The sequence below is a fragment of the Dactylosporangium sp. CA-092794 genome, from assembly GCF_050948465.1.
Lineage (GTDB): Bacteria > Actinomycetota > Actinomycetes > Mycobacteriales > Micromonosporaceae > Dactylosporangium.
In genome coordinates this window covers 6127065-6151190 of the sequence record NZ_CP192044.1, presented here as the reverse complement: position 1 = coordinate 6151190, position 24126 = coordinate 6127065, and the positions used below count along the sequence as shown (strand labels likewise).

The 24126-nt window shown below is 73.5% G+C and carries 20 protein-coding genes; 11 read left to right on the top strand and 9 right to left on the bottom strand.

The features are described 5' to 3' along the window. Positions 1–93: 93 nt before the first annotated feature. Genes ACQPXD_RS25920 through ACQPXD_RS25910 form a run of 3 tightly spaced genes read right to left on the bottom strand, consistent with a single transcriptional unit; the run spans position 94 to position 2529 of the window. Positions 94–657, bottom strand: coding sequence for a cysteine hydrolase family protein (locus ACQPXD_RS25920; RefSeq protein ID WP_432842901.1), 564 nt, complete (start codon positions 655–657; stop codon positions 94–96). A gap of 25 nt (positions 658–682) precedes the next feature. Beyond that, the gene (locus ACQPXD_RS25915) at positions 683–2104 is read right to left on the bottom strand and encodes an MFS transporter (protein WP_432842899.1); all 1422 of its coding nucleotides are present in this window, start codon (positions 2102–2104) and stop codon (positions 683–685) included. Continuing rightward, a complete protein-coding gene (locus tag ACQPXD_RS25910; RefSeq protein WP_432842897.1) occupies positions 2101–2529 on the bottom strand; it encodes a MarR family winged helix-turn-helix transcriptional regulator in 429 nt (142 codons plus the stop codon). The genes ACQPXD_RS25915 and ACQPXD_RS25910 overlap by 4 nt, the downstream gene beginning before the upstream one ends. Positions 2530–2598: 69 nt before the next feature. Here ACQPXD_RS25910 and ACQPXD_RS25905 point away from each other — a divergent pair, with 69 nt between their 5' ends. From ACQPXD_RS25905 to ACQPXD_RS25895, 3 genes are all read left to right on the top strand, one after another. Next, on the top strand, positions 2599–4224 hold the full coding sequence (locus ACQPXD_RS25905; RefSeq protein ID WP_432842895.1) for an FAD-binding dehydrogenase: 1626 nt from the start codon (positions 2599–2601) through the stop codon (positions 4222–4224). A 21-nt stretch (positions 4225–4245) separates the two neighbouring features. Beyond that, on the top strand, positions 4246–5571 hold the full coding sequence (locus tag ACQPXD_RS25900) for a sodium:proton exchanger (protein WP_432842893.1): 1326 nt from the start codon (positions 4246–4248) through the stop codon (positions 5569–5571). Between the two features lie 381 nt (positions 5572–5952). Further along, positions 5953–6504 carry a sensor histidine kinase gene (locus ACQPXD_RS25895; RefSeq protein ID WP_432842891.1) on the top strand — a complete coding sequence of 184 codons (552 nt, stop codon included), beginning with the start codon at positions 5953–5955 and terminating at the stop codon, positions 6502–6504. On the opposite strand, the gene ACQPXD_RS25890 is transcribed toward ACQPXD_RS25895, so the two are convergent. The 4 genes from ACQPXD_RS25890 to ACQPXD_RS25875 form a co-directional block, all read right to left on the bottom strand. Beyond that, on the bottom strand, positions 6473–7453 hold the full coding sequence (locus tag ACQPXD_RS25890; RefSeq protein WP_432842889.1) for a D-2-hydroxyacid dehydrogenase family protein: 981 nt from the start codon (positions 7451–7453) through the stop codon (positions 6473–6475). The two genes, ACQPXD_RS25895 and ACQPXD_RS25890, sit on opposite strands and share 32 nt — an antisense overlap. A 109-nt stretch (positions 7454–7562) precedes the next feature. Beyond that, a complete protein-coding gene (locus ACQPXD_RS25885) occupies positions 7563–8633 on the bottom strand; it encodes a hypothetical protein (RefSeq protein ID WP_432842887.1) in 1071 nt (356 codons plus the stop codon). Further along, complete coding sequence (locus ACQPXD_RS25880) at positions 8614–9147, bottom strand: SigE family RNA polymerase sigma factor (RefSeq protein WP_432842885.1); 534 nt, start codon at positions 9145–9147, stop codon at positions 8614–8616. Before ACQPXD_RS25880 ends, ACQPXD_RS25885 begins: the two co-directional genes overlap by 20 nt. 31 nt (positions 9148–9178) lie before the next feature. Next, the gene (locus ACQPXD_RS25875) at positions 9179–10711 is read right to left on the bottom strand and encodes a Na+/H+ antiporter (RefSeq protein ID WP_432842883.1); all 1533 of its coding nucleotides are present in this window, start codon (positions 10709–10711) and stop codon (positions 9179–9181) included. Positions 10712–11171: 460 nt separating this feature from the next. On the opposite strand from ACQPXD_RS25875, the gene ACQPXD_RS25870 reads away from it, so the two are divergent. Beyond that, entirely contained in the window at positions 11172–11801 is a 630-nt protein-coding gene (locus tag ACQPXD_RS25870; protein WP_432842881.1) for a hypothetical protein, read from the top strand. Positions 11802–13019: 1218 nt separating this feature from the next. On the opposite strand, the gene ACQPXD_RS25865 is transcribed toward ACQPXD_RS25870, so the two are convergent. Continuing rightward, positions 13020–14411, bottom strand: coding sequence for a serine hydrolase (locus tag ACQPXD_RS25865; protein ID WP_432842879.1), 1392 nt, complete (start codon positions 14409–14411; stop codon positions 13020–13022). 139 nt (positions 14412–14550) lie between these two features. Between ACQPXD_RS25865 and ACQPXD_RS25860 the strand changes: the two genes are divergently transcribed. Genes ACQPXD_RS25860 through ACQPXD_RS25850 form a run of 3 tightly spaced genes read left to right on the top strand, consistent with a single transcriptional unit; the run spans position 14551 to position 18511 of the window. After that, on the top strand, positions 14551–16506 hold the full coding sequence (locus ACQPXD_RS25860; protein ID WP_432842877.1) for an APC family permease: 1956 nt from the start codon (positions 14551–14553) through the stop codon (positions 16504–16506). After that, positions 16503–17837 (top strand): sensor histidine kinase, encoded by a 1335-nt coding sequence (locus ACQPXD_RS25855; RefSeq protein WP_432842876.1) that lies wholly within the window; start codon positions 16503–16505, stop codon positions 17835–17837. Before ACQPXD_RS25860 ends, ACQPXD_RS25855 begins: the two co-directional genes overlap by 4 nt. Beyond that, positions 17834–18511: a response regulator gene (locus ACQPXD_RS25850; RefSeq protein WP_432842874.1), complete on the top strand. Its 678-nt coding sequence runs from the start codon at positions 17834–17836 to the stop codon at positions 18509–18511. Before ACQPXD_RS25855 ends, ACQPXD_RS25850 begins: the two co-directional genes overlap by 4 nt. A gap of 560 nt (positions 18512–19071) precedes the next feature. Here the strand turns inward: ACQPXD_RS25850 and ACQPXD_RS25845 are convergent. Further along, the gene (locus ACQPXD_RS25845; protein WP_432842872.1) at positions 19072–19332 is read right to left on the bottom strand and encodes a hypothetical protein; all 261 of its coding nucleotides are present in this window, start codon (positions 19330–19332) and stop codon (positions 19072–19074) included. Between the two features lie 231 nt (positions 19333–19563). Here ACQPXD_RS25845 and kdpF point away from each other — a divergent pair, with 231 nt between their 5' ends. From kdpF to ACQPXD_RS25825, 4 genes are read left to right on the top strand one after another with little or no spacing between them, the layout of a single operon-like run. Further along, on the top strand, positions 19564–19653 hold the full coding sequence (gene kdpF / locus ACQPXD_RS25840; protein ID WP_432842870.1) for a K(+)-transporting ATPase subunit F: 90 nt from the start codon (positions 19564–19566) through the stop codon (positions 19651–19653). Then, positions 19653–21314: a potassium-transporting ATPase subunit KdpA gene (gene kdpA / locus ACQPXD_RS25835; RefSeq protein ID WP_432842868.1), complete on the top strand. Its 1662-nt coding sequence runs from the start codon at positions 19653–19655 to the stop codon at positions 21312–21314. Before kdpF ends, kdpA begins: the two co-directional genes overlap by 1 nt. Further along, a complete protein-coding gene (gene kdpB / locus ACQPXD_RS25830; RefSeq protein ID WP_432842866.1) occupies positions 21311–23347 on the top strand; it encodes a potassium-transporting ATPase subunit KdpB in 2037 nt (678 codons plus the stop codon). The genes kdpA and kdpB overlap by 4 nt, the downstream gene beginning before the upstream one ends. Beyond that, positions 23347–24123 carry a potassium-transporting ATPase subunit C gene (locus ACQPXD_RS25825; protein WP_432842864.1) on the top strand — a complete coding sequence of 259 codons (777 nt, stop codon included), beginning with the start codon at positions 23347–23349 and terminating at the stop codon, positions 24121–24123. Before kdpB ends, ACQPXD_RS25825 begins: the two co-directional genes overlap by 1 nt. Positions 24124–24126: the final 3 nt, after the last annotated feature.

Below are 24126 nucleotides of genomic sequence, written 5' to 3'. Positions count from 1 at the left end.
CATCATGATCACGGAGACATTTCACCCGCCACGGCCGCGACCGCCGGAACGTCCGCGCCGGCCGCGGCGGACCACGGCCGGCGCTCGCGGGGCTCAGGAGAGGGTCTGGATCCACTCGTCGGTGGTGGTGACCAGGGCCTGGCGCGGGAAGACCTTTTCGGTCAGCACGCGGTGCACCTCGGGGTCGGCGTCGGCGCAGGCGTCGGCCAGCACGGTGAGCCGGTAGTCGAGGTCGGCCGCCTGGCGGAGGGTGGAGAGCACCACGCCGCTGGTGGCGATGCCGGCCAGGACGAGGCTGTCGGCGCCGGCGCCGCGCAGCAGCACGTCGAGGTCGCTGCCGCTGAAGGCGCTGACGCGGTGCTTGACGATGACCGGCTCGTCGGCGCGGGGCTCGAGGTCGGCGTGGATCTGGGTGGCCGGGTGGTCCTGGGTCATCGCGTGGCCGTTCTGGTGGATGCTGCCGAAGGTCCGGTTCGACTCCGCCGCCTCCGGGTAGCCGGGGCGGAAGGCGACCCGGACGAACATGACCGGGACGGCCGCGGCGCGGGCGGCCGTGACCGCGCGGCCGGCGGCGTCGAGGACGGACCGGTCGCCGAGGCGTTCGACGATGCCGTGCTGGAAGTCCATGACGAGCAGTACGGTGCGGGAGTCGGACACGGAGTGCCTTTCTGCGGTTGGCTGGTCAGCGCGCGGGGGCGAGACCGGGTTCGGTTTCGGGTTGCTCGGCGGGCCGGCCGATCCGGGCCAGCGAACGGTCGACGACGGTGAGCACCAGGAACAGGGTGGCGACGACGACCAGCAGCATGCCGATGCGGTGCAGGCCACGGGTGTCGGCGGCGTGCCCGAAGAACGCGCCGTTGGCCGCGCCGGCGACCATCGCGCCGAGGTACATGAAGGTGCGCAACAGCCCGGACGACGAGCCGAGGCGGTCGGGGTCTGCCTGGTGGAAGACGGCGTTCTGGTTGGCGAGGCTGTTGAGGCCCTGCGGGATGCCGATGACCACGGCGGTGAGCACGAGCAGCCAGATCGGGGAGCCGCCGTCGAGCAGGAGCAGCAGCGCGGAGCCGATCAGCTGGGTCGCCGCGCCGACGATGAGCTTGCCGCGGATCTCGGGGCGCCGCCCGGTCAGCGCCGAGGTCGCGATCGCCACCACGGACATGGGGATCAGCAGCAGACCGGTGCCGGCCGCGCTGAGCCCGCGGCTGTCCTCCATCCACTGGGTCAACCCGTAGAGGAAGGCATAGCTGACGGTGAACGCCAGCAGGTTGCGGGCGTAGGTGGCCAGGAGAGGCTTGTTCCCGCCGAGCAGCCGCAGGTCGATGAACGGCTCCGCGGTGCGCAGCTCCCACCAGGCCAGCGCGGTCGCGGCCGCGACGGTGACCGCCGCCAGGTAGGCGTGGCTCAGGCCGGGGTTCATCAGGAACAGCAGCAGCGCCACCATCGTGACCGCGAACAGTCCGATGCCGGGATAGTCCAGCGAGGCGGCCCGCGAGGTGCGCTCGGGCGTGGGGCGGGTCCAGCTGGGCAGGTACACCAGGGCGACGACGAAGCTCGCCACGGCCAGCGGGACGTTGATCGCGAACGTGGTCCGCCAGCCGCCCAGGTTGATCAGCAGCCCGCCGAGGGTGGGGCCGATCACGACGATGGTCTGGCTGGACACCGAGAGTGCGGTGAGCACGCCGGCCGGGCTGGCCAGGCCGGTGCGCTGCGACTCGAGCCGGATCAGCAGCATCGAGGACGGGTATCCGGCGCACGTACCCAGGCCCAGGATGAACCGGGCGATAATGAGGACGATCAGGCTCGGCGCGAGCGTGCCGAGCACCCCGGCGATGGCGGTGAGCACCGCGCCGGCCAGGAACAGCCGCTTGGGGCCGAACAGGTCGACCAGGCGCCCCACCACCGGCTGGCCGATCGCGGTGGCCAGGTAGAGCGCCGACACGAGCCATGCCGTCTGCGACGTGGGTGCGCCGAACGCGTTGCCGATCGGGACGAGCGAGACGGCGATGATCGAGGAGTTGATCGGGTTGAGGATCGACCCCAGGATCATCGGGGCGATCAGCTTGCGGTCGAACCGGGCGCCGGCCGGCGGCGCCGCGGCCGTCACTCCTCCACCAGCTCGCCGAGCAGGGCGACCGCCTCGGTGATGGTGGCGAGCTGAGCCGGGGTGTACCGCCGGTCCATCTCCTGGACCAGCCACTCGTTGCGCCCGGCCTTCTCCTCGACCGCCCGCCGCTTGCCGGACTCACTGAGCGTGATGATCTGCCGGCGGCCGTCCTCGGGGTCGGGGGCCCGCTCGATCAGGCCGAGCTCCTCCAGCGCGTTCAGCGTCGCGGTCATCGACTGGGAGCGGACACCCTCGGCGAGGGCCAGCACGGTGGTCGAGGACGGGCCGTCGCGGTTCAGGCGGATCAGCACCGCCGCCTGGGAGGGCGTCAGCCCGCCGGACGACACCTGCCGCAGGCGGACGCGCAGCCGGCGGAACACCACGATCAGATCCCGGGCGGTCGATGCCGCGTCTGGGGTAGTCACTACGTAACCATACTACGTAGGTTTCCTACGTAACAAGCCTACGTACTCGCGGCGATTAGCCTCATCGACGTGGATGCGGATGTGATCGTCGTCGGGGCCGGCCTGGCCGGGCTGGTCGCCGCGGCCGAAGTGGCCGACGCGGGCAAACGGGTGATCCTGCTGGACCAGGAGCCGCAGCAGTCCCTCGGCGGGCAGGCGTTCTGGTCGTTCGGCGGGCTGTTCCTGGTGGACTCGCCGGAGCAGCGCCGGATGGGAGTCCGCGACTCGGTGGAGCTGGCCTGGCAGGACTGGCTGGGCAGCGCGCAGTTCGACCGGCCCGAGGACGAATGGCCACGGCGCTGGGCCGAGGCGTACGTCCACTTCGCCGCCGGCGAGAAGCGTGCCTGGCTGCGCGCCATGGGGCACCGGATCTTCCCCGTGGTCGGGTGGGCCGAGCGCGGCGGCGGACCGGCCGACGGCCACGGCAACTCGGTGCCGCGCTTCCACATCACCTGGGGCACCGGCCCCGGCGTCGTGGAACCGTTCGCGCGCCGGGTGCTCGCCAGCGACCGCGTGCAGCTGCGCTTCCGGCACCGGGTCGACGAACTGCTCCCCGGCGGCGCGGTCCGCGGCACGATCCTGGAGCCCAGCGATGTCCAACGTGGACAGACGAGCTCGCGGGTCGCGGTCGGCGAGTTCGAGCTGTCCGCCTCGGCCGTCATCGTGACCTCCGGCGGCATCGGCGGCGACCACGACCTGGTGCGCCAGGCGTGGCCGGCCCGGCTGGGCACCCCGCCGCGGCGGATGGTCGCCGGCGTGCCGGCCCACGTCGACGGCCGGATGCTCGGCATCACCGAGGCGGCCGGCGGCCGGGTCATCAACCCGGACCGGATGTGGCACTACACCGAGGGCCTGCGCAACTGGGACCCGATCTGGCCGAACCACGGCATCCGGATCCTGCCCGGCCCGTCGTCACTGTGGCTGGACGCGACCGGCCGCCGGCTGCCGGCGCCGTGCTTCCCGGGCTTCGACACGCTGAGCACCCTGCGGCACATCATGGCGACGGGGTACGACTACAGCTGGTTCGTCCTCACGCAGAAGATCATCGAGAAGGAGGTCGCGCTGTCGGGCTCCGAGCAGAACCCCGACCTCACCAACCGCAGCGTCCGCCAGGTGCTGCAGCGGGTGCGCCCCGGCGCGCCCGGCCCGGTCGAGGCGTTCAAGCGCAACGGCGAGGACTTCGTGGTCGCGGCGACCCTGGACGATCTGGTCGCCGGGATGCAGCGGCTCGAGCCGGAGGTACCCCTGGATGCCGCCGCGATTCGCGAGGTCATCGAGGCCCGCGACCGCGAGGTGGTCAACGGCTTCGCCAAGGACGCCCAGATCACCGCGATCCGCGGCGCGCGGGCCTATCGGGGCGACCGGCTGGTGCGCGTCGCCGCCCCGCACCGGCTGCTCGATCCGCAGGCGGGCCCGCTGATCGCGGTACGGCTGAACATCCTGACCCGCAAGACGCTCGGCGGCCTGCAGACCGACCTCGACGCCCGCGTGCTGCGCGCCGACGGCACCCCGCTACCCGGCGTCTACGCGGCCGGCGAGGTGGCGGGCTTCGGCGGCGGAGGCATGCACGGGTACAACTCCCTCGAAGGCACCTTCCTGGGCGGCTGCCTGTTCTCCGGCCGCACCGCCGGGCGCGCCGCGGCCGCGGCGGTGTAGCGCCCGGTAGAGTCCCAGCACATGCGACGACCGCCGGTCTCCGGCCTGCTCGCCCTCGCGGCCACGGTGCCGGGCGTGGTCATCGCCATCGCCGGCGTCGATCCCCCGGCCCCGCTGGCCGCGCTCTGCTTCGGCGGCGCGATCGTCGGGGCCGCCTTCATCCTGGCGTGGGCGGCCGAGGCGGCGCAGGTCGACGTGTCGGCCGGTCTGGCGGTGGCGGTACTCGCACTGATCGCCGTCCTGCCGGAGTACTCGGTCGACTTCGTGTTCACCTGGCGCGGCGGCGCGGCCGCGCAGCAGCACGGCGCCGCCTGCGCGCCACCGGGCGACCCGACCCCCGCGTGCTCGCTGGCCCTGGCCAACATGACCGGCGCGAACCGCATCCTGGTCGGCGTCGGCTGGGTCCTGGTCGTGCTCATCGCCTGGCACCGCTCGAAGGCGCGCGGGATCCGCTTGGGCCGCGCGGACGCGGTACCCCTGGCATTCCTGACGATCGCGTCGCTCTACTGCCTGCTGCTGCCCTTCAAGCGCACCCTCACCCTGTGGGACACCGCCGTCCTGGTCGCCGTGTTCGTCGCCTACAGCTGGCGCGTGTCGCGCGCCCCGGCCGGCGAGCCCGACCTGATCGGCCCGTCCGCCTGGGTCGGCGCCATGCCCCGCGTCCCTCGCCGGCTGACGGTCACCACCTTGTTCATCGTCGCCGCCGTCGTCATCCTGCTCTCCGCCGAGCCGTTCGCCGACGCCCTGGTCGACACCGGCTCCGAGCTGGGCATGAGCCAGTTCCTGCTGGTGCAGTGGGTCGCGCCGCTGGCCTCGGAGGCCCCGGAGCTGCTCGTCGCCGGCCTGTACGCCTGGCGCCTGCACACCACGGAGGCCCTCGGCGCGCTGGTCTCCTCGAAGGTCAACCAGTGGACCCTGCTGGTCGGCACGCTGCCGGCGGTGTTCGCCGCCTCCAGCGGCGGCTGGTCGGGCCTGCCGATCGCCCCCGCCCAGCGCGGCGAGCTGCTGCTCACGGCTTCCCAGTCCCTGCTGGCCATCGCCCTGCTGCTGGGCCTCACGCTGAGCGTCCGCGCCGCCGCCCTGCTGGCCGGCCTGTTCTTCGTGCAGTTCGCCCTGGGCGCCGTCGTCCCGAGAGCGTGGCACGAGCGCGAGCTGCTCGCACTGTCGGCCGTCTACCTGCTGGCCGCCGTCGCGGCCCTGATCCGCCACCGCGCCCAGCTACTGCCGATGCTCCGCGACGGCCTGCTGACCCCGTACTCCCACCTCGGCGAGGACATGCACTGCACCACCACGGGCGGCGGCCGCCTCCGCCTACGCGAACGCCTGAAGTCAAAGGTCCACGCCTAACCCCGCCCGTTCCCTCGATCACGATAAGTCCGACGACTCCGTCACCGGACTTATCGGACATTTCACGATTTAACGCGATAGGCGCCAGACAGCGGCGGCGGCGCGGCAGAAAGTCTCCGAGATCATGCACTCAGCGCCTCGACACCACGGGTTTTTCATGATCACGGAGACTTATGGTACCTATCAGTACATTCACACTCCACGATCATGAAAAACAGGCGCAACCGCGACGACCAGCGCATGATCGCGGAGACTTTCTGCCGCAACGCCGCCCGCGACCGCACCAGCGACCGGACCCGCGGCAACTGACGGGCGGCCGCCAGCCAACTCGACGCGAGCAGACTCGCAACCAACAGGGAGCGGCGCGGCGAGCACCGCAGGGTGCGACGCGGGGGCGCGGCGAGCACCGCAGCGGGCACCGCAGGGTGCGACGCGGGCGGGCGGGCCGCGCCGGCGGGCGGGCGGCGCGAGCGGGCCGCGCCGGCGGGCGGCGCGAGCGGGCCGCGCGGGCGGGCGGCGCGGGCGGGCGGGCGGCGCGAGCGAGCGGGCGGCGCGAGCGGGCGGGCGGCGCGGGCGGGCGGGCGGCGCGGGCGGGCGGGCGGCGCGAGCGGGAACGAGATCACCGCCGAGCCGAACGGCGCGATGTGGCGCTTCGCGGTGCAGGACAACGGCATCAGCATCGAGCCGCAGTTCGAGGAGAAGATCTTCGTCATCTTCCAGCGGCTGCACCCTCGCGACGTGTACCCGGGCACCGGCATCGGGCTGGCCATCTGCAAGCGCATCGTCGAGCACCACGGCGGCCGCATCTGGCTCGACGCGTCCTACACCTCGGGCGCCCGCATCTGTTTCACGCTCCCGGCGCCGCCGCCGGTGACCGACGGCGAGCCGGGCCTGGCATCGGTCACTGTCGCATCGCCAGCACCTCCGGATTGACGACGTTGATCGGCTCACCGCCGGCGAAGGCGACGATCTGCTCGAAGGCGCTGGCGAACTGGCGCTCGTAGTCCTCCCGGGTCACGTAGCCGATGTGCGGCGTGGCGACCACGTTGTCGAGGCTGAGCAGCGGGTCCTGCGGGTCGTGCAGCGGCTCGGCGTCGAACACGTCGACGGCGGCCACGCCCGGGCGACCGGCGCGCAGGGCGGCGGGCAGCGCGCCCGGCTCGATCAGCCCGGCCCGGCTGGTGTTGACCAGGATCGCGCTCGGCGCCATCGCGGCCAGGTCGGCGGCGGTGACGATGCCGCGGGTGGCGTCGGTGAGTTTGACGTGCAGGCTGACGGCGTCGCTGCCGGCGAAGAGCGCCCGCTGGCTCTCGGCGACCGCGTGCCCGTCGGCCGCGGCCCGGCGCCGGCTCTCCTCCCCCGACCAGACCACCACCCGCAGGCCGAAGGCGGTCGCGTAGCCGGCCACGGCGGTCCCGATCCGGCCGTAGCCGAGGATGCCCAGCGTCTTGCCGTGCAGGGTGGTGCCGACGCTCTCCTGCCAGCCGCCGGCGCGCAGCGAGGCCATCTGCTGCGGGATGCGGCGGGCGGCGGCGATGAGCAGGCCCCAGGTCAGCTCGGCGGTGCCGTGGGACGTCCCGCCGCCGCTCAGCTCGGAGCTCACCACGACGCCGTGGCGGGTGCAGGCGGCGACGTCGATGTGCGGGTACCCCCCGAACTGACTGATCAGTCGTAACCCGGGTAGTCGCTCCAGCAGCGCCGCCTCGATCCTGGTCCGCTCGCGGATCAGCACTAGCGCCTCGATGTCGCGCAGCCGCTCGGCCAGGGCGCCGGCGTCCTGCACGTGGTCGGTGAACACGGTGACGTCGTGGCCGGCCAGTTTCGTGAAGCAGGGCAGGGTGCGGAGCGTGTCGGAGTAGTCGTCGAGGATCGCGATGCGCATGGCCGTCCCGTCGGTAGTGCGTGTCCTCTGGCATCAAACCACTCCGGCGGGCGCGAGCGGTCCCGGGCCGCCGACCCGGGACCGTCCGTACGCGGTCAACCACGCGGCGTCAGGATTGCGGCACCGCCGTGGCCAACGGGAACCAGGTCGTCTGCCGGTTCGGGTCGGCGAAGGTGACCGAGTCGAGCACCTTGAGCAGCTGCGCGTCCGGCACGGTCCCGCCGCCGCGGGCCTGGACCACCCACGCGCCGTCGGGCGAGGCGACCGAGCAGACGCTCGTCTCGGCGCAGACGGATTTCCGGGGGGTACCGGGGTGCGCCAACCACCACGACGGGTATAGGTTCAGGTCGATCGTCGGCAGCTTGTCACCGTGCACCACGGGCGCGTCGATCACCGGCCGCTGCAGCTTCGTGTACCCCCCGCCGCCCTGCACCAGCCGGACGAACGACTCCCCCGGCGCCGACGAGCCGAGCCCCTCGTCGGCCCGACCGGCGTCCTGCGCGGTGAAGCCGGCGGGCACGAAACCCAGCCTGAAGCCCACCGCGGGGACCCGCGCCGGGCCGGAGCGCAGGCCGGCGGCGACGGCGAGCAGCTCGTCGCGGGTCAGGTCCCGCTCGGGGTTGTTGGAGGAGACGACCGCCCAGGCCTTGTCGGCGTACTGCCAGGCCAGCGCGGGGCCGGACCGCCCGGTGCTGGTGAGGGTGGTGACGGGCATGAAGCGGCCGGGGTGGCCGGCGACCGTGACCGCCTCGCCGCGGCCGAAGCCGGACGGGTCGAAGGCGCCCGGGCGGTACACCACGAGGACACCCGTGGGCGGGCCGAGGTCGCCCGGGCGCACCACCTGGGCGGCCTGGTACCCGGGCGTGACGTGGAGGGTGCCGGTGACCAGGACGCCGTTGGTCTGGTACGGCGCGATGTTGCCGGTCATCGGGTCGGCCGGGTAGTCGAACTGCGGCGCGACCGAACCGGGCGTCTCCGCCGTGACCCCGCCGGCCCGCGGCAGGCTCACCGCGACCCCGATGCCCAGGGCCACGACGGCGACGGTGACCGAGGCCGCCCAGCCGGCCCGGCGCCGCGCGCGCAGCCGGCGCCCGGCCGCGACGGCTTCCTCGACGTCGAAGCGGGGCGGCGGGACCGCGGACCGCGCATCCCGCAGCAGCTCAGCTAGATCGGACCTCATGAAGACCCTCCGTCTGGTCGTCGATGGACACGTCGGTGCCGAGGATCTGGCGCAGCCCGTCGAGGCCCCGCGAGGTGTACGCCTTGACCGTCCCCGCCGGGCAGCGCAGCGCCTCGGCGGTCTGCTGGACGCCGAGCCCCTCGAGGAACCGCAGCACCAGCACGGCCCGCTGCCGGGCGGGCAGCCGCAGCAGCGCCGCCCGGACGCGCAGCCGCTCGTCCACCTCGCCGGTGAGGTCGTCGGGCAGCGGCCGGTCGGGCAGCGCGTCGCCGGCCGCCTCCTCGCGCCGCCACCAGGGCCGCCGGGTCTCGTCGATCGCCGCCCGCACCACGGCGGTGCGGGCGTAGGCGATCGGGTTGTCGATGTGGCGCCATTTGACGTACAGCCGGGCGAGCACGGTGAGCACCGCGTCCTCGCCGGCCTGCCAGTCGCCGCAGGTCAGGTACGCCAGGCCGCGCAGCGGTTCGAGCTGCACGCCGACGAAGTCCCGGAACTTGGCCTCATCGTCCTTCACACACGTATGACGGGGCGCGGCTCCTCCACGGTTACTGTTCCTCGCCCAGCGCGGAGTCCCGCAGGTCCAGGGTGCGCTGCACCCGGCGGCGGGTGGCGTCGCCGATCTCGCCGCGCTCGTGCAGGCGCCGCAGCTCGCGCTGCTCGGCCTCGATGAGCTCGCGCCGCACCGCACGAAGGGACAGGTGCTCCTCGCCCGGCTCCGGATGCTCGTCGATGCGCCGCTGCAGGGCGCGGCGGAGTGCCGTTGCGGCTTCCGGGGGTACCGCCGCCAACTCATCAAGCCTCGCGAGGGCGGCCCGGGCCGTGCGCACGTCGGCGAGGACCTCCTCGGCCCGCACGCCGGCGCCGTCGGCCACGACGCCGGAGCGGCGGACCAGGGGACCGAGCGTGAAACCCTGCACGATGAGGGTGAGCACGACGACCGCGGCGGTGATGGTGACGACCAGTTCCCGCCCGGGCAGCGCGCCGCCCGCGCCGGTCACCAGCGGCAGCGAGAGCGCGGCGGTCAGCGGCAGCACGCCTCGGGCTCCGGCCCAGGACACGACGGCGGCGGTACGCCAGGACAGCCGCCGCCCGGGCGGCGACGGCAGGAACGCGGCCAGCGGCAGCACCCACAGGAACCGGATCGCCAGCAGCGTCAGCGCGACCGCGACGACCTCCACCGCCAGCCACCCCGGATCGGCGGCGACGTCGGCCACGAGGCCGGGCAGCATCAGCCCGATGACCGCGAACACGACGGATTCCAGCAGGAAGACGACGGTGCCGTACACCGCGTGCAACTGCAACCGGATGCCCGGGTTCGTCAGCCGCTCGGACAGCCCGCCGAGGATGACGGCGGCGACCACGACCGCGGTCACGCCGGAGACCCGCGCGGTCTCCGCGGCGACATAGGCCACATACGGTGTGAGCAGCGCGATCACCGTCTCCAGCACCGGGTCCTCGGTGCGCCGGCGCACGATCGCCACGCACCCGGCGACCGCCCCGCCGACCGCCGCTCCCCCGCCCGCGAGCAGCACGAACTGCCCCACCGCGACCGGCGCCGACAGCGCGCCGCCGGCCACCGCACCGCCCACCGCGACCCGGAACAGCACCAGGCTCGTGGCGTCGTTGAACAGGCTCTCGCCCTGCAGCAGCGTGTGCACCCTGGCCGGCAGCGGCAGCCGCCGCCCGAGCGCGGTGACCGCCACCGGGTCGGTGCTGGCCAGGATCGCCCCCAGGACGAACGCCATCGACGCGGGCAGCCCGGTGACCGCCGCCGCCACCACTCCGACCGCCGCCGCCGAGGCCAGCACGAGCCCGAACGCGAGGATCGTCACCGGCCGCCACACCCGGCGCAGCTCGCGCCAGGACAGGTCCTCACCGGCGGCGTAGAGCAGCGGCGGCAACACCACCAGCGCGACCACCTGAGGGTCTATGGATATCCGGGGTACCCACGGCAGAAGGCCGACCGCCACCCCCGCGGCCACGAGCAGCGACGGCGCCGGCACGCTCAGCCTGCGCGCCGACACGGCCACGACGGTCGCCAGCGCCATCAACGCCAGCACAGTCTCGACGCTTCGCACTCCAGCCGCCTCCGCCCAGCCCGCAACGAATGCCGACCAGACTTCCCGGCGCACCGGATCTCAGCCTATCCGGTTTTTGTCGTACCCCCGCGGTAGCGTCCCCGCCGTGCTCAAGAAACTCGGCGCTCTGCTCACCCGCACGTCCCTGATCCGCTCGGCCGTCCTCCTCGCTCGACGCCTCAGCGCGCGGGCCGGCCCACCACCGCCCTGCCGCGTGTGCCCATCGCTGGAGTGTGGCCACGGCCCGGGTTCGCGGTGGCCGTCACCGCAGGGGGTGGCACGCGGGCGGGCAGCGACGGGCGACGCCGGCACCGCCCAGGGCCGCCGCCAGGGTTCCCCGATGCGATCCGCAGGCGCGAGCCGTTGCGGCGTCAGGGCTCCGTCAAGAACGGGCGAGCCGTCGTATGGATCCTGTCAAGCCCCGGGACGCCGACGCCCGGCCGGTGGCAGCGTGACCGGCATGCACAACACCGTGACGCTCGACCCGGCGGCCGCCTGGCTGCTCGACGGCCTGGCCGGCACCCCGACCCCGTGGATCGTCCTGGGCGACGGCCAGCTCCCCGACGGGGCGCTGCGCCTCATCGTCACCCCCGGCGGCCCGTCCGCCGCCTGCCCGCCGGTCCTGCACGAACCGGCCCCCGGCCGCCCAACAGTCCTGCGCGGTGAGGCCACCGCCCGCCCGATGCCCGCGCACGGTGAGGCCACCGCCCGCCCGATGGCCGCGCGCGGCGAGCCCGCCGGCCACCCGCCGGTCCTGCTCGAACCGGCCCGCGGGCGCCCGGCGGTGGTGCGTGCAGCGGCTGCCGGGCGTGTGTTGTTCGTGCGCGGCGAGGCCGCCTGGGGCGCGGCGACGCTGCGGGTGACCGCTCCGGACGTGGTGCCGGCCGTCGCCGCCGTGCTGCTCGCCGCCCGCGACCGCACCGGCCGCGTGCCCCGGCTGTCCTGCACCTGGCCGCAGCGGCGACGCCTCGGCGAGCTGGCCGCGCTCATCGACCCGGCCGTGTTCTCCGTCCCCCGCCTGCGCGCCCTGTTACGCCGCGCCGAGCCGGTCGCCGCCCGCCGCCCCCTGGTCTCCGCCGGCCTGACCTGACCCCGGCCGCCCCGCAGCCCGCCCGGCGGCGGTTCAGGCCACGGAGGACGATCCGGTCGGTCCACGCCGGCGAGATCCGGGCGGGGGGCACGGCGCGGGCCCGCACGTCGATCTCGCCCCGCCCCACGGCACCGCGGCCAGCGCCGGCAACTCCGCGAGGATGTCCGCTCGCGCCTGCCCGGGCTCACGCGAACCGGGACGCAGGGCCGGCGGTGCGCTGCGGCGGTGCGGGAACCGAGCCGGTGCCGCGGCCGACGCTCTGCCGCCGGGCCGAGCGCGGCGCAGGGCCGGCGGTGCGCTGTGGCGGACGGGGACCGGGCCGATGCCGACGCCCTGCCACCGGGCCGAGCGCGGCGCAGGGCCGGCGGTGCGCTGTGGCGGACGGGGACCGAGCCGATGCCGACGCCGACGCCCTGCCACCGGGCCGAGCGCGGCGCAGGGCCGGCGGGGCGCCGCGGCGGGCGGGGTCACGTCCGCTGGTGTGGTGTATGAGGCAAGTGCCCTGATCGTGCTAGTTGATCGTCAGGCGGCCGCGTCGCGGGCTGGGCATCGGTGGCCACCGGTGGGGGCACAAGCGGTCAGCGCCGGCCCCGGGGCGGCGCGGTGCGGTGCGGTGCGGACGTCGCACCAGGCGGGCGCAACCGGCGATCCGTGCGGCCGGGGGCGGACGTATGTCTCCGTGATCATGATGTCCGCGGTGACCGCACCACGGGTTTGTCATGATCCCGGAGACTTGCGGTACACAGGGGTACATCAGCACTCCACGATCATGAAAAACCCTTGGTGTCGATGCCCGGGTGCGCATGATCACGGAGACTTCCGGTCGCGGCGCCATGCCGCGCGGCGTGTAGCGCACGACGGGTGCGATCGCGCCCGCCCCGAGCGTGTTGGGGCGGCCACCGCTTGGTCGCCGGCGGGCATGGCGGCCGGCGGCGCCGGTTTCCGGGCGGCGCCGGTTTCCGGGCGGCGCCGGTTTCCGGGCGGCGCCGGTTTCCGGGCGGCGCCGGTTTCCGGGCGGCGCCGGTTTCCGGGCGGCGCCGGTTCCTGGGCGGCGCCGGGGTGCGGGTGAGCGCGGCGGCTGCGGGCCGGCCACCCCGGACCGCACGCGGCGCATCAGGGGGTGTGCCGGTGCCGATCTGTGGCGGACACGCCAGGCTCATCCACCGCGCCGGCGGACGTGACCAACGATCGGCGGGCCGACGACGTACCAGACACGCGTTAGCTGCCGTCGGCGATGATGTTGGCGATCGCCACGCGGGTGGGGTCGGGGTTGGCCCAGTTCCAGTTCGGGTGGGCGCGGTTGGTGAGCAGCACCAGCACGAGCTTGCGGCGGGGGTCGACGACCAGCTCGCAGCCGGTGAAGCCGGTGTGGCCGAACGAGCCCGGCGAGGCCAGGCGGCCCATGAACCAGGGCTGGTCCAGCTCCAGGCCCAGGCCGTGGGTCGAGCTGCGGTTGGGCCGGTCGACGTCGGTCGCGGGGAGGCCGGCGTTGTGGTTGGTGAGGGCCTGCTTGACGATGGCGTCGGAGAGGATCCGCTTGCCGTTGTACTGGCCGCCGCCGAGCAGCATCAGGCCGATGACCGACAGGTCGGACGCGGTGGTGAAGATGCCCGCCGAGCCGGCCACGCCGCCCAGCACGTTGCAGATGTCGTCGTGGACGGTGCCGCGCAGCAGGCCGCGGGAGGTGCGGGCGTCGGTGGCGACGAGGCGGTTGGCCTTGTCGGCGGCGCTGAGCCAGCCCAGCGGCTTGAACCCGGTGTCGCGCAGGCCCAGCGGCCCGGTGATCTCGGACTTGACCTGCTGGTCGAGCGGCTTGCCGGTGAGCTTCTCCAGGATCTGCTGGGTGAGCAGCAGGCCGAGGCTGGTGTATCGGAACAGGCTGCCCGGCGCCACCCCGTCGGCGAGCGGCAGCGAGAGGATGAACTCCCACCGGGCCGCGACGTCGGGCTTCTTCGACGTCTCCGGGATCGGCGGGCCGACCGGCAGGCCGCTGGTGTGCGTGAGCAGCATCCCCACCGTGACGGCCGCCTTGCCGGGGCCGTCGAACGCCGGCAGATACTGCGCGACCGGTGCGGACAGGTCCAGTTTGCCCCGGTCGACCTGCTGCAGGGCGAGGACGGTGGTGAAGACCTTGGTGACCGACGCCACATCGAAAATGGAGTCGGGGCGCATCGCGACGCGCTTGTTCGCCGGCAGTTCGACCGGGCCGGCGCCGTAGCGCAGCGCGTCGCCGACGGCGGCGTGGGTGACGACCTTGCCGCCGGCGTTGACCAGGACCACGGCGCCCGCGTAGCCGGGGTGCTTCGGGTTGTCGGAGGTCGGCACGAGGTACTTCTTCAGCGCGTCGACGAGCTTGGCGCTATACGGCGCGGAGAGCACCTGCCCGGCCGCGCCCGACGCGCTGGGGCCGGCCGAGCCCGCGGCCAGCCCGGCGGACCCGCCGTCCTCGCCGCCGGCGGCGAGCGGCGCCTCGCCCTCGGACGCGCCGGGCGACGGCGTGCCGTCCGTCGCGGCCGGGGCGTCCTGGCCGCACCCGGCGAGCGCGGCCACGGACGCGGCGAACCCGGCCCCGAGCACGGCGCGCCGGCCCAGCCGGCGATCAGCAGACATGCGCGCGATTCTCGCACTCCCGCGGCTCCCGCGCGGCCCCGCCCGCCCGGCGTTAAGAACGCGACAATATCCGGGCCGCCGGCGCTAAGGACGCGTATCGGCACCGGGCCGGGGCCGGGCGCCGCGCTTGGATTCGGACGTGCTCACCTGGCTCAAGCGGCTGGTGGTCGGCCGGCCCCTGCGCAGCGACCGGCTCGGCGAGACGCTGCTGCCCAAGCGGCTGGCCCTGCCGATCTTCGCCAGTGACCCGCTGTCGTCGGTGGCGTACGCGACGCAGGAGATCCTGCTCGTGCTCGCGATCGGCGGCCTGGCGTATTTGTACCTCACGCCGTGGATCGCCCTGGCCGTCGCGGTGCTGCTCGCCGTCGTGACGCTGTCCTACCGGCAGGTCGTGCGGGCGTACCCCAGCGGCGGTGGCTCCTACGAGGTCGCCTCCCGCAACCTCGGGCGCTCCGCCGGCCTGGTCGTCGCCGCCGCGCTGCTGGTCGACTACGTGATGACGGTCGCGGTGTCGGTGGCGGCCGGCGTGGACAACATCATCTCCGCGGCGCCGGGGCTGAACCCCTACCGGGTCGGGCTCAACCTGCTGTTCGTGGCCGTGCTCACCGCGATGAACCTGCGCGGGGTGCGCGAGTCGGGCAAGGCGTTCGCCGTACCGACCTATCTCTTCGTCGCCGGTGTGCTGGTCATGGTCGTCGCCGGGCTCGTCGAGGCCGCGATCGGGCACGCCCCGGTCGCCGAGTCGGCCGGCTGGCAGGTGCGCGCGGAGCACTCCGGGCTGACCGGGCTCGCGCTGCTGCTGCTCGCGCTGCGCGCGTTCGCCTCCGGGTGTACCGCGCTCACCGGCGTGGAGGCGATCTCCAACGGCGTGCCCGCGTTCCGGCCGCCGAAGAGCGAGAACGCGGCCCGCACGCTGGCCGCCATGGGCACGCTGGCCATCACCATGTTCGCCGGGCTGACCGCGGTCGCGCTGATCTCCCGGGTCCACGTCGCCGAGAACGCCTGCGACCTGGCCGGGTTCCCCGGCGACTGCGCGAGCGGGGCGCAGCGCACCGTCATCGCGCAGGTCGCCGCCGCCGTCTTCGGCGGGCCGCACTCGGCCGGGTTCTACTTCGTGCAGGCCACCACCGCGCTCATCCTCATCCTGGCCGCGAACACCGCGTTCAACGGCTTCCCGCTGCTCGGCGCGATCCTGGCCCAGGAGCGGTTCCTGCCGCGGCAGCTGCACACCCGCGGCGACCGGCTCGCCTACTCCAACGGGATCCTGCTGCTGGCGCTGGTCGCCGGCGCGCTGATCTGGGCGTTCGAGGGCTCGGTGACCCGGCTCATCCAGCTGTACATCCTGGGCGTCTTCACCTCGTTCACGCTCAGCCAGGCCGGCATGGTCCGGCACTGGAACGAGCTGCTGGCCCGGGAGCGGGACCGGGTGGCGCGCCGGCGGCTGCACCGCGCCCGGGCGATCAACGGCGTCGGCGCGCTATGCACCGCCCTGGTCCTCGCCGTGGTGCTGGCCACCAAGTTCACCCACGGCGCCTACCTCGTGGTGATCGCCATGCCGGTGCTGTACCTGATGATGAGCGCCATCCGCCGCCACTACGACCGGGTGAGCGCCGAGCTGGAACCGGAGCCGCACGGCGAGGTGCTGCCCGCCCGGGTGCACGCGGTCGTGCTGGTGTCCCGGCTGCACCGCCCGGCCCTGCGGGCGCTCGCGTTCGCCCGGGCCGGCCGGCCCGACACGCTGACCGCGGTCACCGTGGCCACCGCGCCCGACGAGGCCCGGGCGCTGCAGCAGGGCTGGGCGGAGCGCGGCATCCCGGTGTCGCTGGCGGTGCTGGACTCGCCGTACCGCGAGATCACCGGCCCGATCCTGCAGTACGTCGCGGAGCTGCGCGCCGGCGCGCCCCGCGACGCGGTCGCCGTCTACATCCCCGAGTACGTCGTCGGCCGCTGGTGGGAGAACCTGCTGCACAACCAGAGCGCGCTGCGGCTCAAGGCGCGGCTGCTGTTCCAGCCGCAGGTCATGGTGATCAGCGTACCGTGGCAGCTGCATTCCAGCCCGGCACCGAGCTCATCCGCTGCCACAATGGCCGGGTGAGCAAGCGCAGCGGCGTCGGGGTCGCGGTGGCCGTTCTCGGGCCGGCCGTCGCGGCGGCCGCGCTCGAGCCGCTGCGCGGGCACCTGTCGCTCGCGTCGGTGGCGCTGCTGTTCCTCGTCCCCGTCGCCGCCACCGCGGCCGCGGGCGGGCTGTGGCCCGCGCTCGTCGCCGCCGTCATCGCCGATGCGGTGGTCAATTTTCTCTTCGTCCCGCCGTACCACACCCTGAGAGTCGGCAGCACGGACAACGTCATCGTGCTCGTCGTCTATGCGCTGGTCGCGGCCGCCGTAGCGCTCGCCGTGGACGTGGTCGCCCGGCAGCGGGCCGCGGTCGCCCGGCGCGAGGTCGAGTCGGGCCTGCTCGCCCAGCTCAGCGCCGCGCCGTCGGCCGGTGACGCGCTGGAGGGCATCCTGGCCCAGGTTCGCGACGCCTACCGGATGGACGCGGTGGCGCTGGTCGACCACGGCGCCCGGGTCGCGGTGGTCGGCGCGGTGCCCGGCGGCGATCCGGCGTTGAGCGTCGAGGCCGCGTTGGGGGTACACCTGGATGCCTGGGGCCCGGCCGTGTTCGCCGAGGACCGGCAGACCCTCGGCCGGCTCGCCGCCGCGGCGGCCCGCCTGCACGAGCGGCGGCAGCTCGCCGACGAGGCCGCGCGGGCCCGCGAGCTGGCCGAGGTCGACCGGCTGCGCACCGCCCTGCTCGACGCGGTCAGCCACGACCTGCGCACGCCACTGGCCGGGATCAAGGCGGCCGCCTCCAGCCTGCGCAGCCCCGACGTACAGTTCTCCGCGGAGGACCAGGCCGACCTGCTGGCCACCATCGAGGACGCCACCGACCGGATGACCGCACTGGTGGAGAACCTGCTGTCGCTGAGCCGCCTGCGGGCCGGCGTGCTGTCGGCGACGCCGGAGCCGACCGCCCTGGATGCCGTTGCCGCGGAGGTGGTACTCCACCTGCCGGACCGTTCGCGCGTCGCCGTCGACGTGCCGGACGACCTGCCGCTGGCCCGGGCCGACCCCGGCCTGCTGGAGCGGGTGGTGGCCAACCTGGTCGCCAACGCGCTGAGCGCCGCCGGCCGGGTCCGGATCACCGGCGAGCCGGCCGGCGACCGGGTCCGCCTGCTGGTCACCGACGACGGCCCGGGCGTGCCCGAGCCCGACCGCGCCCGCATGTTCGAGCCGTTCCAGCGCCGCGGCGACCACGGCGGCCACGGCCTCGGTCTGGGCCTCGCCATCGTGCGCGGCTTCACCGAGGCGATGGGCGGCACGGTGACCCCGTCGGAGACCCCCGGCGGCGGCCTGACGATGACGGTGGAGCTACCGCGAGCATGACCAAGGTGTTGATCGTCGACGACGACGAGCCCCTGCTGCGGGCCCTGCGGCTGAACTTCGCCGCCCGCGGCTACCAGGTGCTGACCGCCACCAGCGCCGCGGCCGGCCTGGCCGCCGCCGCCCACCACCCGCCCGACCTGGTCATCGTCGACCTGGGCCTGCCGGACCTGGACGGCCTGGACGTGGTCGCCGGCATCCGCGGCTACAGCGCCGTGCCGATCATCGTGCTCTCCGCCCGGCACGCCGGCCCGACGAAGGTCGCCGCCCTGGACGCCGGCGCCGACGACTACGTCACCAAGCCCTTCGGCATGGACGAGCTGCTGGCCCGCATGCGGGCCGCCCTGCGCCGCGCCGCCCCGCCCGAGGCCGCCCCGGTCGTCGAGGCGAGCTCGTTCCGCCTGGACCTGTCCACCAAGCAGGCCACCGGCCCGGACGGCGCCCCGGTCCGGCTCACCCCGACGGAGTGGCACCTGCTGGAGGTCCTCGCCCGCCACCCCGGCAAGCTCGTCGAACACCGGCGGCTGCTGCGCGAGGTGTGGGGCCCGCAGTACGAGACGGAGACCAACTACCTGCGCGTCCACTTCGCCAACCTGCGCCGCAAGCTCGAGGCCGACCCGTCCCGCCCCCGCCACCTGGTCACCGAGCCGGGCATCGGCTACCGCCTGCAGCTGTGAGCCCGGTCGCCGTGGCGGTGACGCCCACTGCGGCCGTGGCGGTGACGTCCCGTCCGACCGGCGGCGAGGGCCCCATCCGATAAGTCGGGCGCTGGCGCGCCCGACTTATCGGACATATCATGATTTATCCCGATAATGCACGTCAGAACGCCCGCCGATCGGGCGCAGCATCCGATCCGCGCGGCCCCGGCCGGACGAATGTCTCCGTGATCATGATGCCCGCAACGGCCGCACCACGGGTTTGCCATGATCCCGGAGACTTGCGGTACACGGGAGTACATCAGCGCTCCGTGATCATGAAAAACCGTTGGTGCCAGCACCAGAGGCGCATGATCACGGAGACTTCCGGTCCCCGCGCCGAGCGGCGCCCGGCGTGTCGTGCCGGGGCGTTGGGACGGAGTCCTCAGCGGGGGCCGCCCTCGTACAGGGCTAGGTAGCGGTCGGTCAGAGTGTCGGTGCGCCGAGACGATGTCGTGCCCGAGGCCCAGGTCGGCCGGCAGGGTGTCGAGCTGCAGCGAGGAGGCCGGCGGCGGTGACGGTGGCGTGCGCGGCCTCGTCGGTCAGGCCGTGGCCGGGCGCGGGGGGACGTAGACGTTGTACCGGCGGGCGAAGAAGCGCTCCGCGAGCGGGTCGAGCTGGGCCGGCATGTGGGTGTACCCGTGCAGCAGCAACACCGATCGCGGACGGCGACCGCCGTGCGAGAGCACACGCGTGTCGTGGCCCTGGCGGACCGTTCCCGGCTCGGGCGGCGGCGCCGCGGGGAGCCGGCGCAGGGCACGGCTGCGCAGCGCGACGGCGCTCACCCGATCGAACCCGGACACGGCGTACCAGCCTAGACCAAGCCGGACCCGGCGGGACGGTCAGGCGGATGGCGTGCAGAACGCGTCGAGAAAGGAGGGGATTTCGCCTACGTGGCTGGGCAGTAACCGGCGTCCGTCCTTGACTGGCCGAAGAGCCGGAGGGAGATGCCCGGTGGCTGACCTGGTGTACGTGCTGCTGACGATCGCGGCGTTCGTGGTGCTCGGCCTGGCGGTGCGGGCGGTGGGACGGCTGTGAACGCCGAGAATCTCGCCGGTCTTGTGCTCGCGGTACTGCTGACCGCGTTCCTGATCGCCGCCCTGCTGTTCCCGGAGCGGTTCTGATGAGTACCACGGCAGCCGGGGTGCTGTTCATCGTCTCGCTCGTGGTGGTCCTGGTGGTGCTGCACCGGCCGTTCGGGAACTACATGTACCGGGCGATCACCTCCGGGCGGCACCTGCGCGCGGAGCGGCTGCTCTACCGCGCCGTCGGCGTGAACCCCGACGGCGAGCAGTCGTGGAGCGTGTACGCGCGCAGCGTCCTGGCGTTCTCGGCGGTGTCGATCCTGTTCCTGTACCTGTTCCAGCGGGTCCAGAACCACCTGTGGCTGAGCCTCGGCTTCGCCCCGGTCGCGCCGGACCAGGCGTGGAACACGGCGGTCAGCTTCGCGACGAACACGAACTGGCAGTCGTACTCGGGCGAGTCGACGATGGGCCACCTGGTGCAGATGGCGGGCCTGGCGGTGCAGAACTTCGCCTCCGCCGCCGTCGGTGTGGCCGTCGCCATGGCGCTGGTGCGCGGCTTCGCCCGCTCCCGGACCGACCGGCTCGGCAACTTCTGGGTCGACCTGGTCCGGGTGTGCGTGCGGATCCTGCTGCCGGTCGCCGTGCTCGGCACGATCGTGTTCATCGCCGCGGGCATGGTGCAGAACCTCTCCGGCGGCACCGACGTGACCACCCTCGCCGGCGGTACCCAGCACATCACCGGCGGGCCGGTCGCCTCCCAGGAGGTGATCAAGGAGCTGGGCACGAACGGCGGCGGGTTCTACAACGCCAACAGCGCGCATCCGTTCGAGAATCCGACCGGGTGGACGAACTGGCTGCAGATCCTCCTGATCCTGCTGATCCCGTTCTGCCTGCCGCGGGTGTTCGGCCGGATGGTCGGCGACCAGCGCCAGGGCCTGGCCATCGCCGGGATCATGGCGATCCTCGCGCTCGGCAGCGTCATCACCATCACCGCGCTGCAGCTCCACCACGCCGGTACCGTGCCGACCGCGGCCGGGGCGGCGACGGAGGGCACCGAGACGAGGTTCGGGGTGCCGCAGTCGGCGACGTTCGCCGCCGCCACCACGCTGACGTCGACCGGGGCGGTGGACTCGTTCCACGACTCCTACACCGCGCTGGGCGGCATGATCACGATGCTGAACATGATGCTCGGCGAGGTCGCGCCCGGCGGGGTCGGCTCCGGGCTGTACGGCATGCTCATCCTGGCCGTCATCACCGTGTTCGTGGCCGGGCTGATGGTCGGGCGGACGCCGGAGTACCTGGGCAAGAAGATCGGCGCGCGGGAGATCAAGTTCGCGTCCCTGTACCTGCTGACCACCCCGGCGTTGGTGCTGGTGGGCACGGCGGTCGCGATGGGCTCGGCCACGGCGCGGGCGTCGATGGCCAACCCGGGCGCGCACGGGCTGTCCGAGGTGCTGTACGCGTTCACGTCGGCGTCGAACAACAACGGCTCCGCGTTCGCCGGCATCTCCGTGAACACGGACTTCTACAACACGGCGCTGGGGCTGTGCATGCTGCTGGGCCGGTTCCTGCCGATCATCTTCGTGCTCGGCCTGGCCGGCTCCCTGGCGCGGCAGCAGCCGGTGCCGGCGTCGACGGGGACGCTCAAGACGTACCAACCCCTCTTCATCGGCATGGTCGTTGGCGTCACGGTCATCGTCGTCCTGCTCACCTACCTGCCGGCCGTCGCGCTCGGCCCGCTCGCGGAGGGCGTGCGATGACTCCCGCCGCCCTGCTGCGGGCCGCCCCGGACGCGCTGCGCAAGCTCAGCCCGGCGACACTGTGGCGCAGTCCGGTCATGTTCATCGTCGAGGTCGGCGCGGTCTTCACCACCGTGCTCGCGGTCGCGCGGCCCACCGGGTTCGCCTGGACGATCACCGTGTGGCTGTGGCTGACGGTGCTGTTCGCCAACCTCGCCGAGGCGGTCGCCGAGGGCCGGGGCAAGGCCCAGGCCGAGACGCTGCGCAAGGCCAAGCAGGACACCATGGCCCACCTCGCCGACGGCAGCTCCGTCCCGGCCGAGGAGCTCAAGCAGGGCGACGTCGCCATCGTCGAGGCGGGGCAGATCATTCCCGGCGACGGGGACGTGATCGAGGGCATCGCCTCGGTCGACGAGTCGGCGATCACCGGCGAGTCGGCCCCGGTCATCCGCGAGTCCGGCGGCGACCGGTCGGCGGTCACCGGCGGCACCAAGGTGCTGTCCGACCGGATCGTCGTGAAGATCACGCAGCGGCCCGGCGAGTCGTTCATCGACCGGATGATCGGCCTGGTCGAGGGGGCCAACCGGCAGAAGACCCCGAACGAGATCGCGCTGAACATCCTCCTCGCCTCGCTCACCATCATCTTCCTGCTGGCCGTGGCCACGTTGCAGCCCCTGGCCATCTACTCCAAGGGGGTGCAGGCGTTCGCGCCGGACAGCGCGGCGCTGACCGCCGACGGCGTCACCGGGATCGTGCTGGTCTCGCTGCTGGTGTGCCTGATCCCGACCACGATCGGGGCGCTGCTGTCCGCGATCGGCATCGCCGGCATGGACCGCCTGGTGCAGCGCAACGTCCTGGCCATGTCCGGCCGGGCCGTCGAGGCCGCCGGGGACGTGAACACGCTGCTGCTGGACAAGACCGGCACCATCACGCTGGGCAACCGGCAGGCCGGCGACCTGCTGCCGGTCGAGGGGGTGACCTCCGGCGACCTCGCCGAGGCGGCACAGCTGTCCAGCCTCGCCGACGAGACCCCCGAGGGCCGCTCCATCGTGGTGTACGCCAAGGAGCACCACGGCCTGCGCGAGCGCCAGGTGTCCGGGGCCAGCTGGGTGCCGTTCACCGCGCAGACCCGCATGTCGGGGGTGGACGTCGACGGCCGCGAGGTCCGCAAGGGCGCGGCGACCGCCGTCATGAAGTGGGTCCGCAACCACGGCGGCCGCCCCACGACCGAGGTCGGGTCCATTGTGGACGCGGTCTCCACGGCCGGGGGTACCCCGCTGGTCGTGGCCGAGCACCTCCACGGCGAGCCGGCCCGCACGCTGGGCGTCATCCACCTCAAGGACGTGGTCAAGCGGGGCATGCGGGAGCGCTTCGACGCCATGCGGCGGATGGGCATCCGCACGGTGATGATCACCGGCGACAACCCGCTCACCGCCAAGGCCATCGCCGAGGAGGCCGGCGTCGACGACTTCCTCGCCGAGGCCACGCCCGAGGACAAGATGGCCCTCATCAAACGGGAGCAGCAGGGCGGCAAGCTGGTGGCGATGACCGGCGACGGTACCAATGACGCCCCGGCATTGGCGCAGGCCGACGTCGGCGTGGCCATGAACACCGGCACGTCGGCGGCGAAAGAGGCCGGGAACATGGTCGACCTCGACTCCGACCCGACCAAGCTGATCGAGATCGTGGAGATCGGCAAGCAACTGCTCATCACCCGGGGCGCGCTGACGACATTCTCCATCGCCAATGACATCGCCAAGTACTTCGCCATCATCCCGGCGATGTTCGCCGCGATCTATCCGGGCCTGGACCGGCTGAACATCATGCGGCTGCACTCGCCGGAGTCGGCGATCCTGTCCGCGGTCATCTTCAACGCCCTCGTCATCGTGGCGCTTATCCCCCTCGCGCTGCGCGGCGTGCGCTACCGGCCCTCCAGCGCCGCCGCCATGCTGCGCCGCAACCTGCTCGTCTACGGCCTCGGCGGGATCATCGTGCCGTTCGCCGGCATCAAGCTCATCGACCTCATCATCATGTCCATCCCGGGGATCTCGTGATGCGCCTCCCAGCCTGGCTCGCCCAGCACCTCGCCGCCCTCCGCGCCCTCATCGCACTGACCGTCGTGCTGGGCGTGGCCTACCCGCTGCTCATGGTCGCCGCCGCCCGCATCCCCGGCCTGTCCGGCCACGCCCACATCGGCCAGTCCTTCACCGACGCCCGGGGCAATCCGATCCGGCGGTACTTCCAGTCCCGGCCCTCGGCGGCCGGCGCCGGCTACGACCCGACCGCCACCTCGGCGAGCAACCTCGGACCGGAGAATGTCGTCGACCGGCCCGGCAAACCCAGCCTGCTCACCCAGGTCTGCACCCGCAGCAGAGCGGTCGGACAGTTCGAGGGCGTGGACGGATCCCGGCCCTACTGCACCCCGGGCGGCGTCGGCGCCGTCCTCGCCGTCTACCCCGACCGCGCGGTGAGCGTCAACGAGCCGTGTCCCGCCGCCCCGTTCCTGCGCGAGTACCAGGGCCGCCCGGTCACCTGCGCCCAGCCCGGCCAGGACTACAGCACCGGCATCACCACCCCGGTCCGCGGCGCCGCCCCCAGCCACCCGGCCGTCCCCGCCGACGCGGTCACCGCCAGCGGCAGCGGCCTCGACCCGCACATCAGCGTCGCCTACGCCGACCTGCAGATCCCCCGCGTCGCCGCCGCCCGCCACCTACCCGAAGCTCAGGTGCGCAGGCTGGTCGAGGCACACACCGACGGCCGTACCCTCGGCTTCATCGGCGAACCCACGGTCAACGTCCTCGAGTTGAACCTGGCGCTGGACGGGAGGTGACAC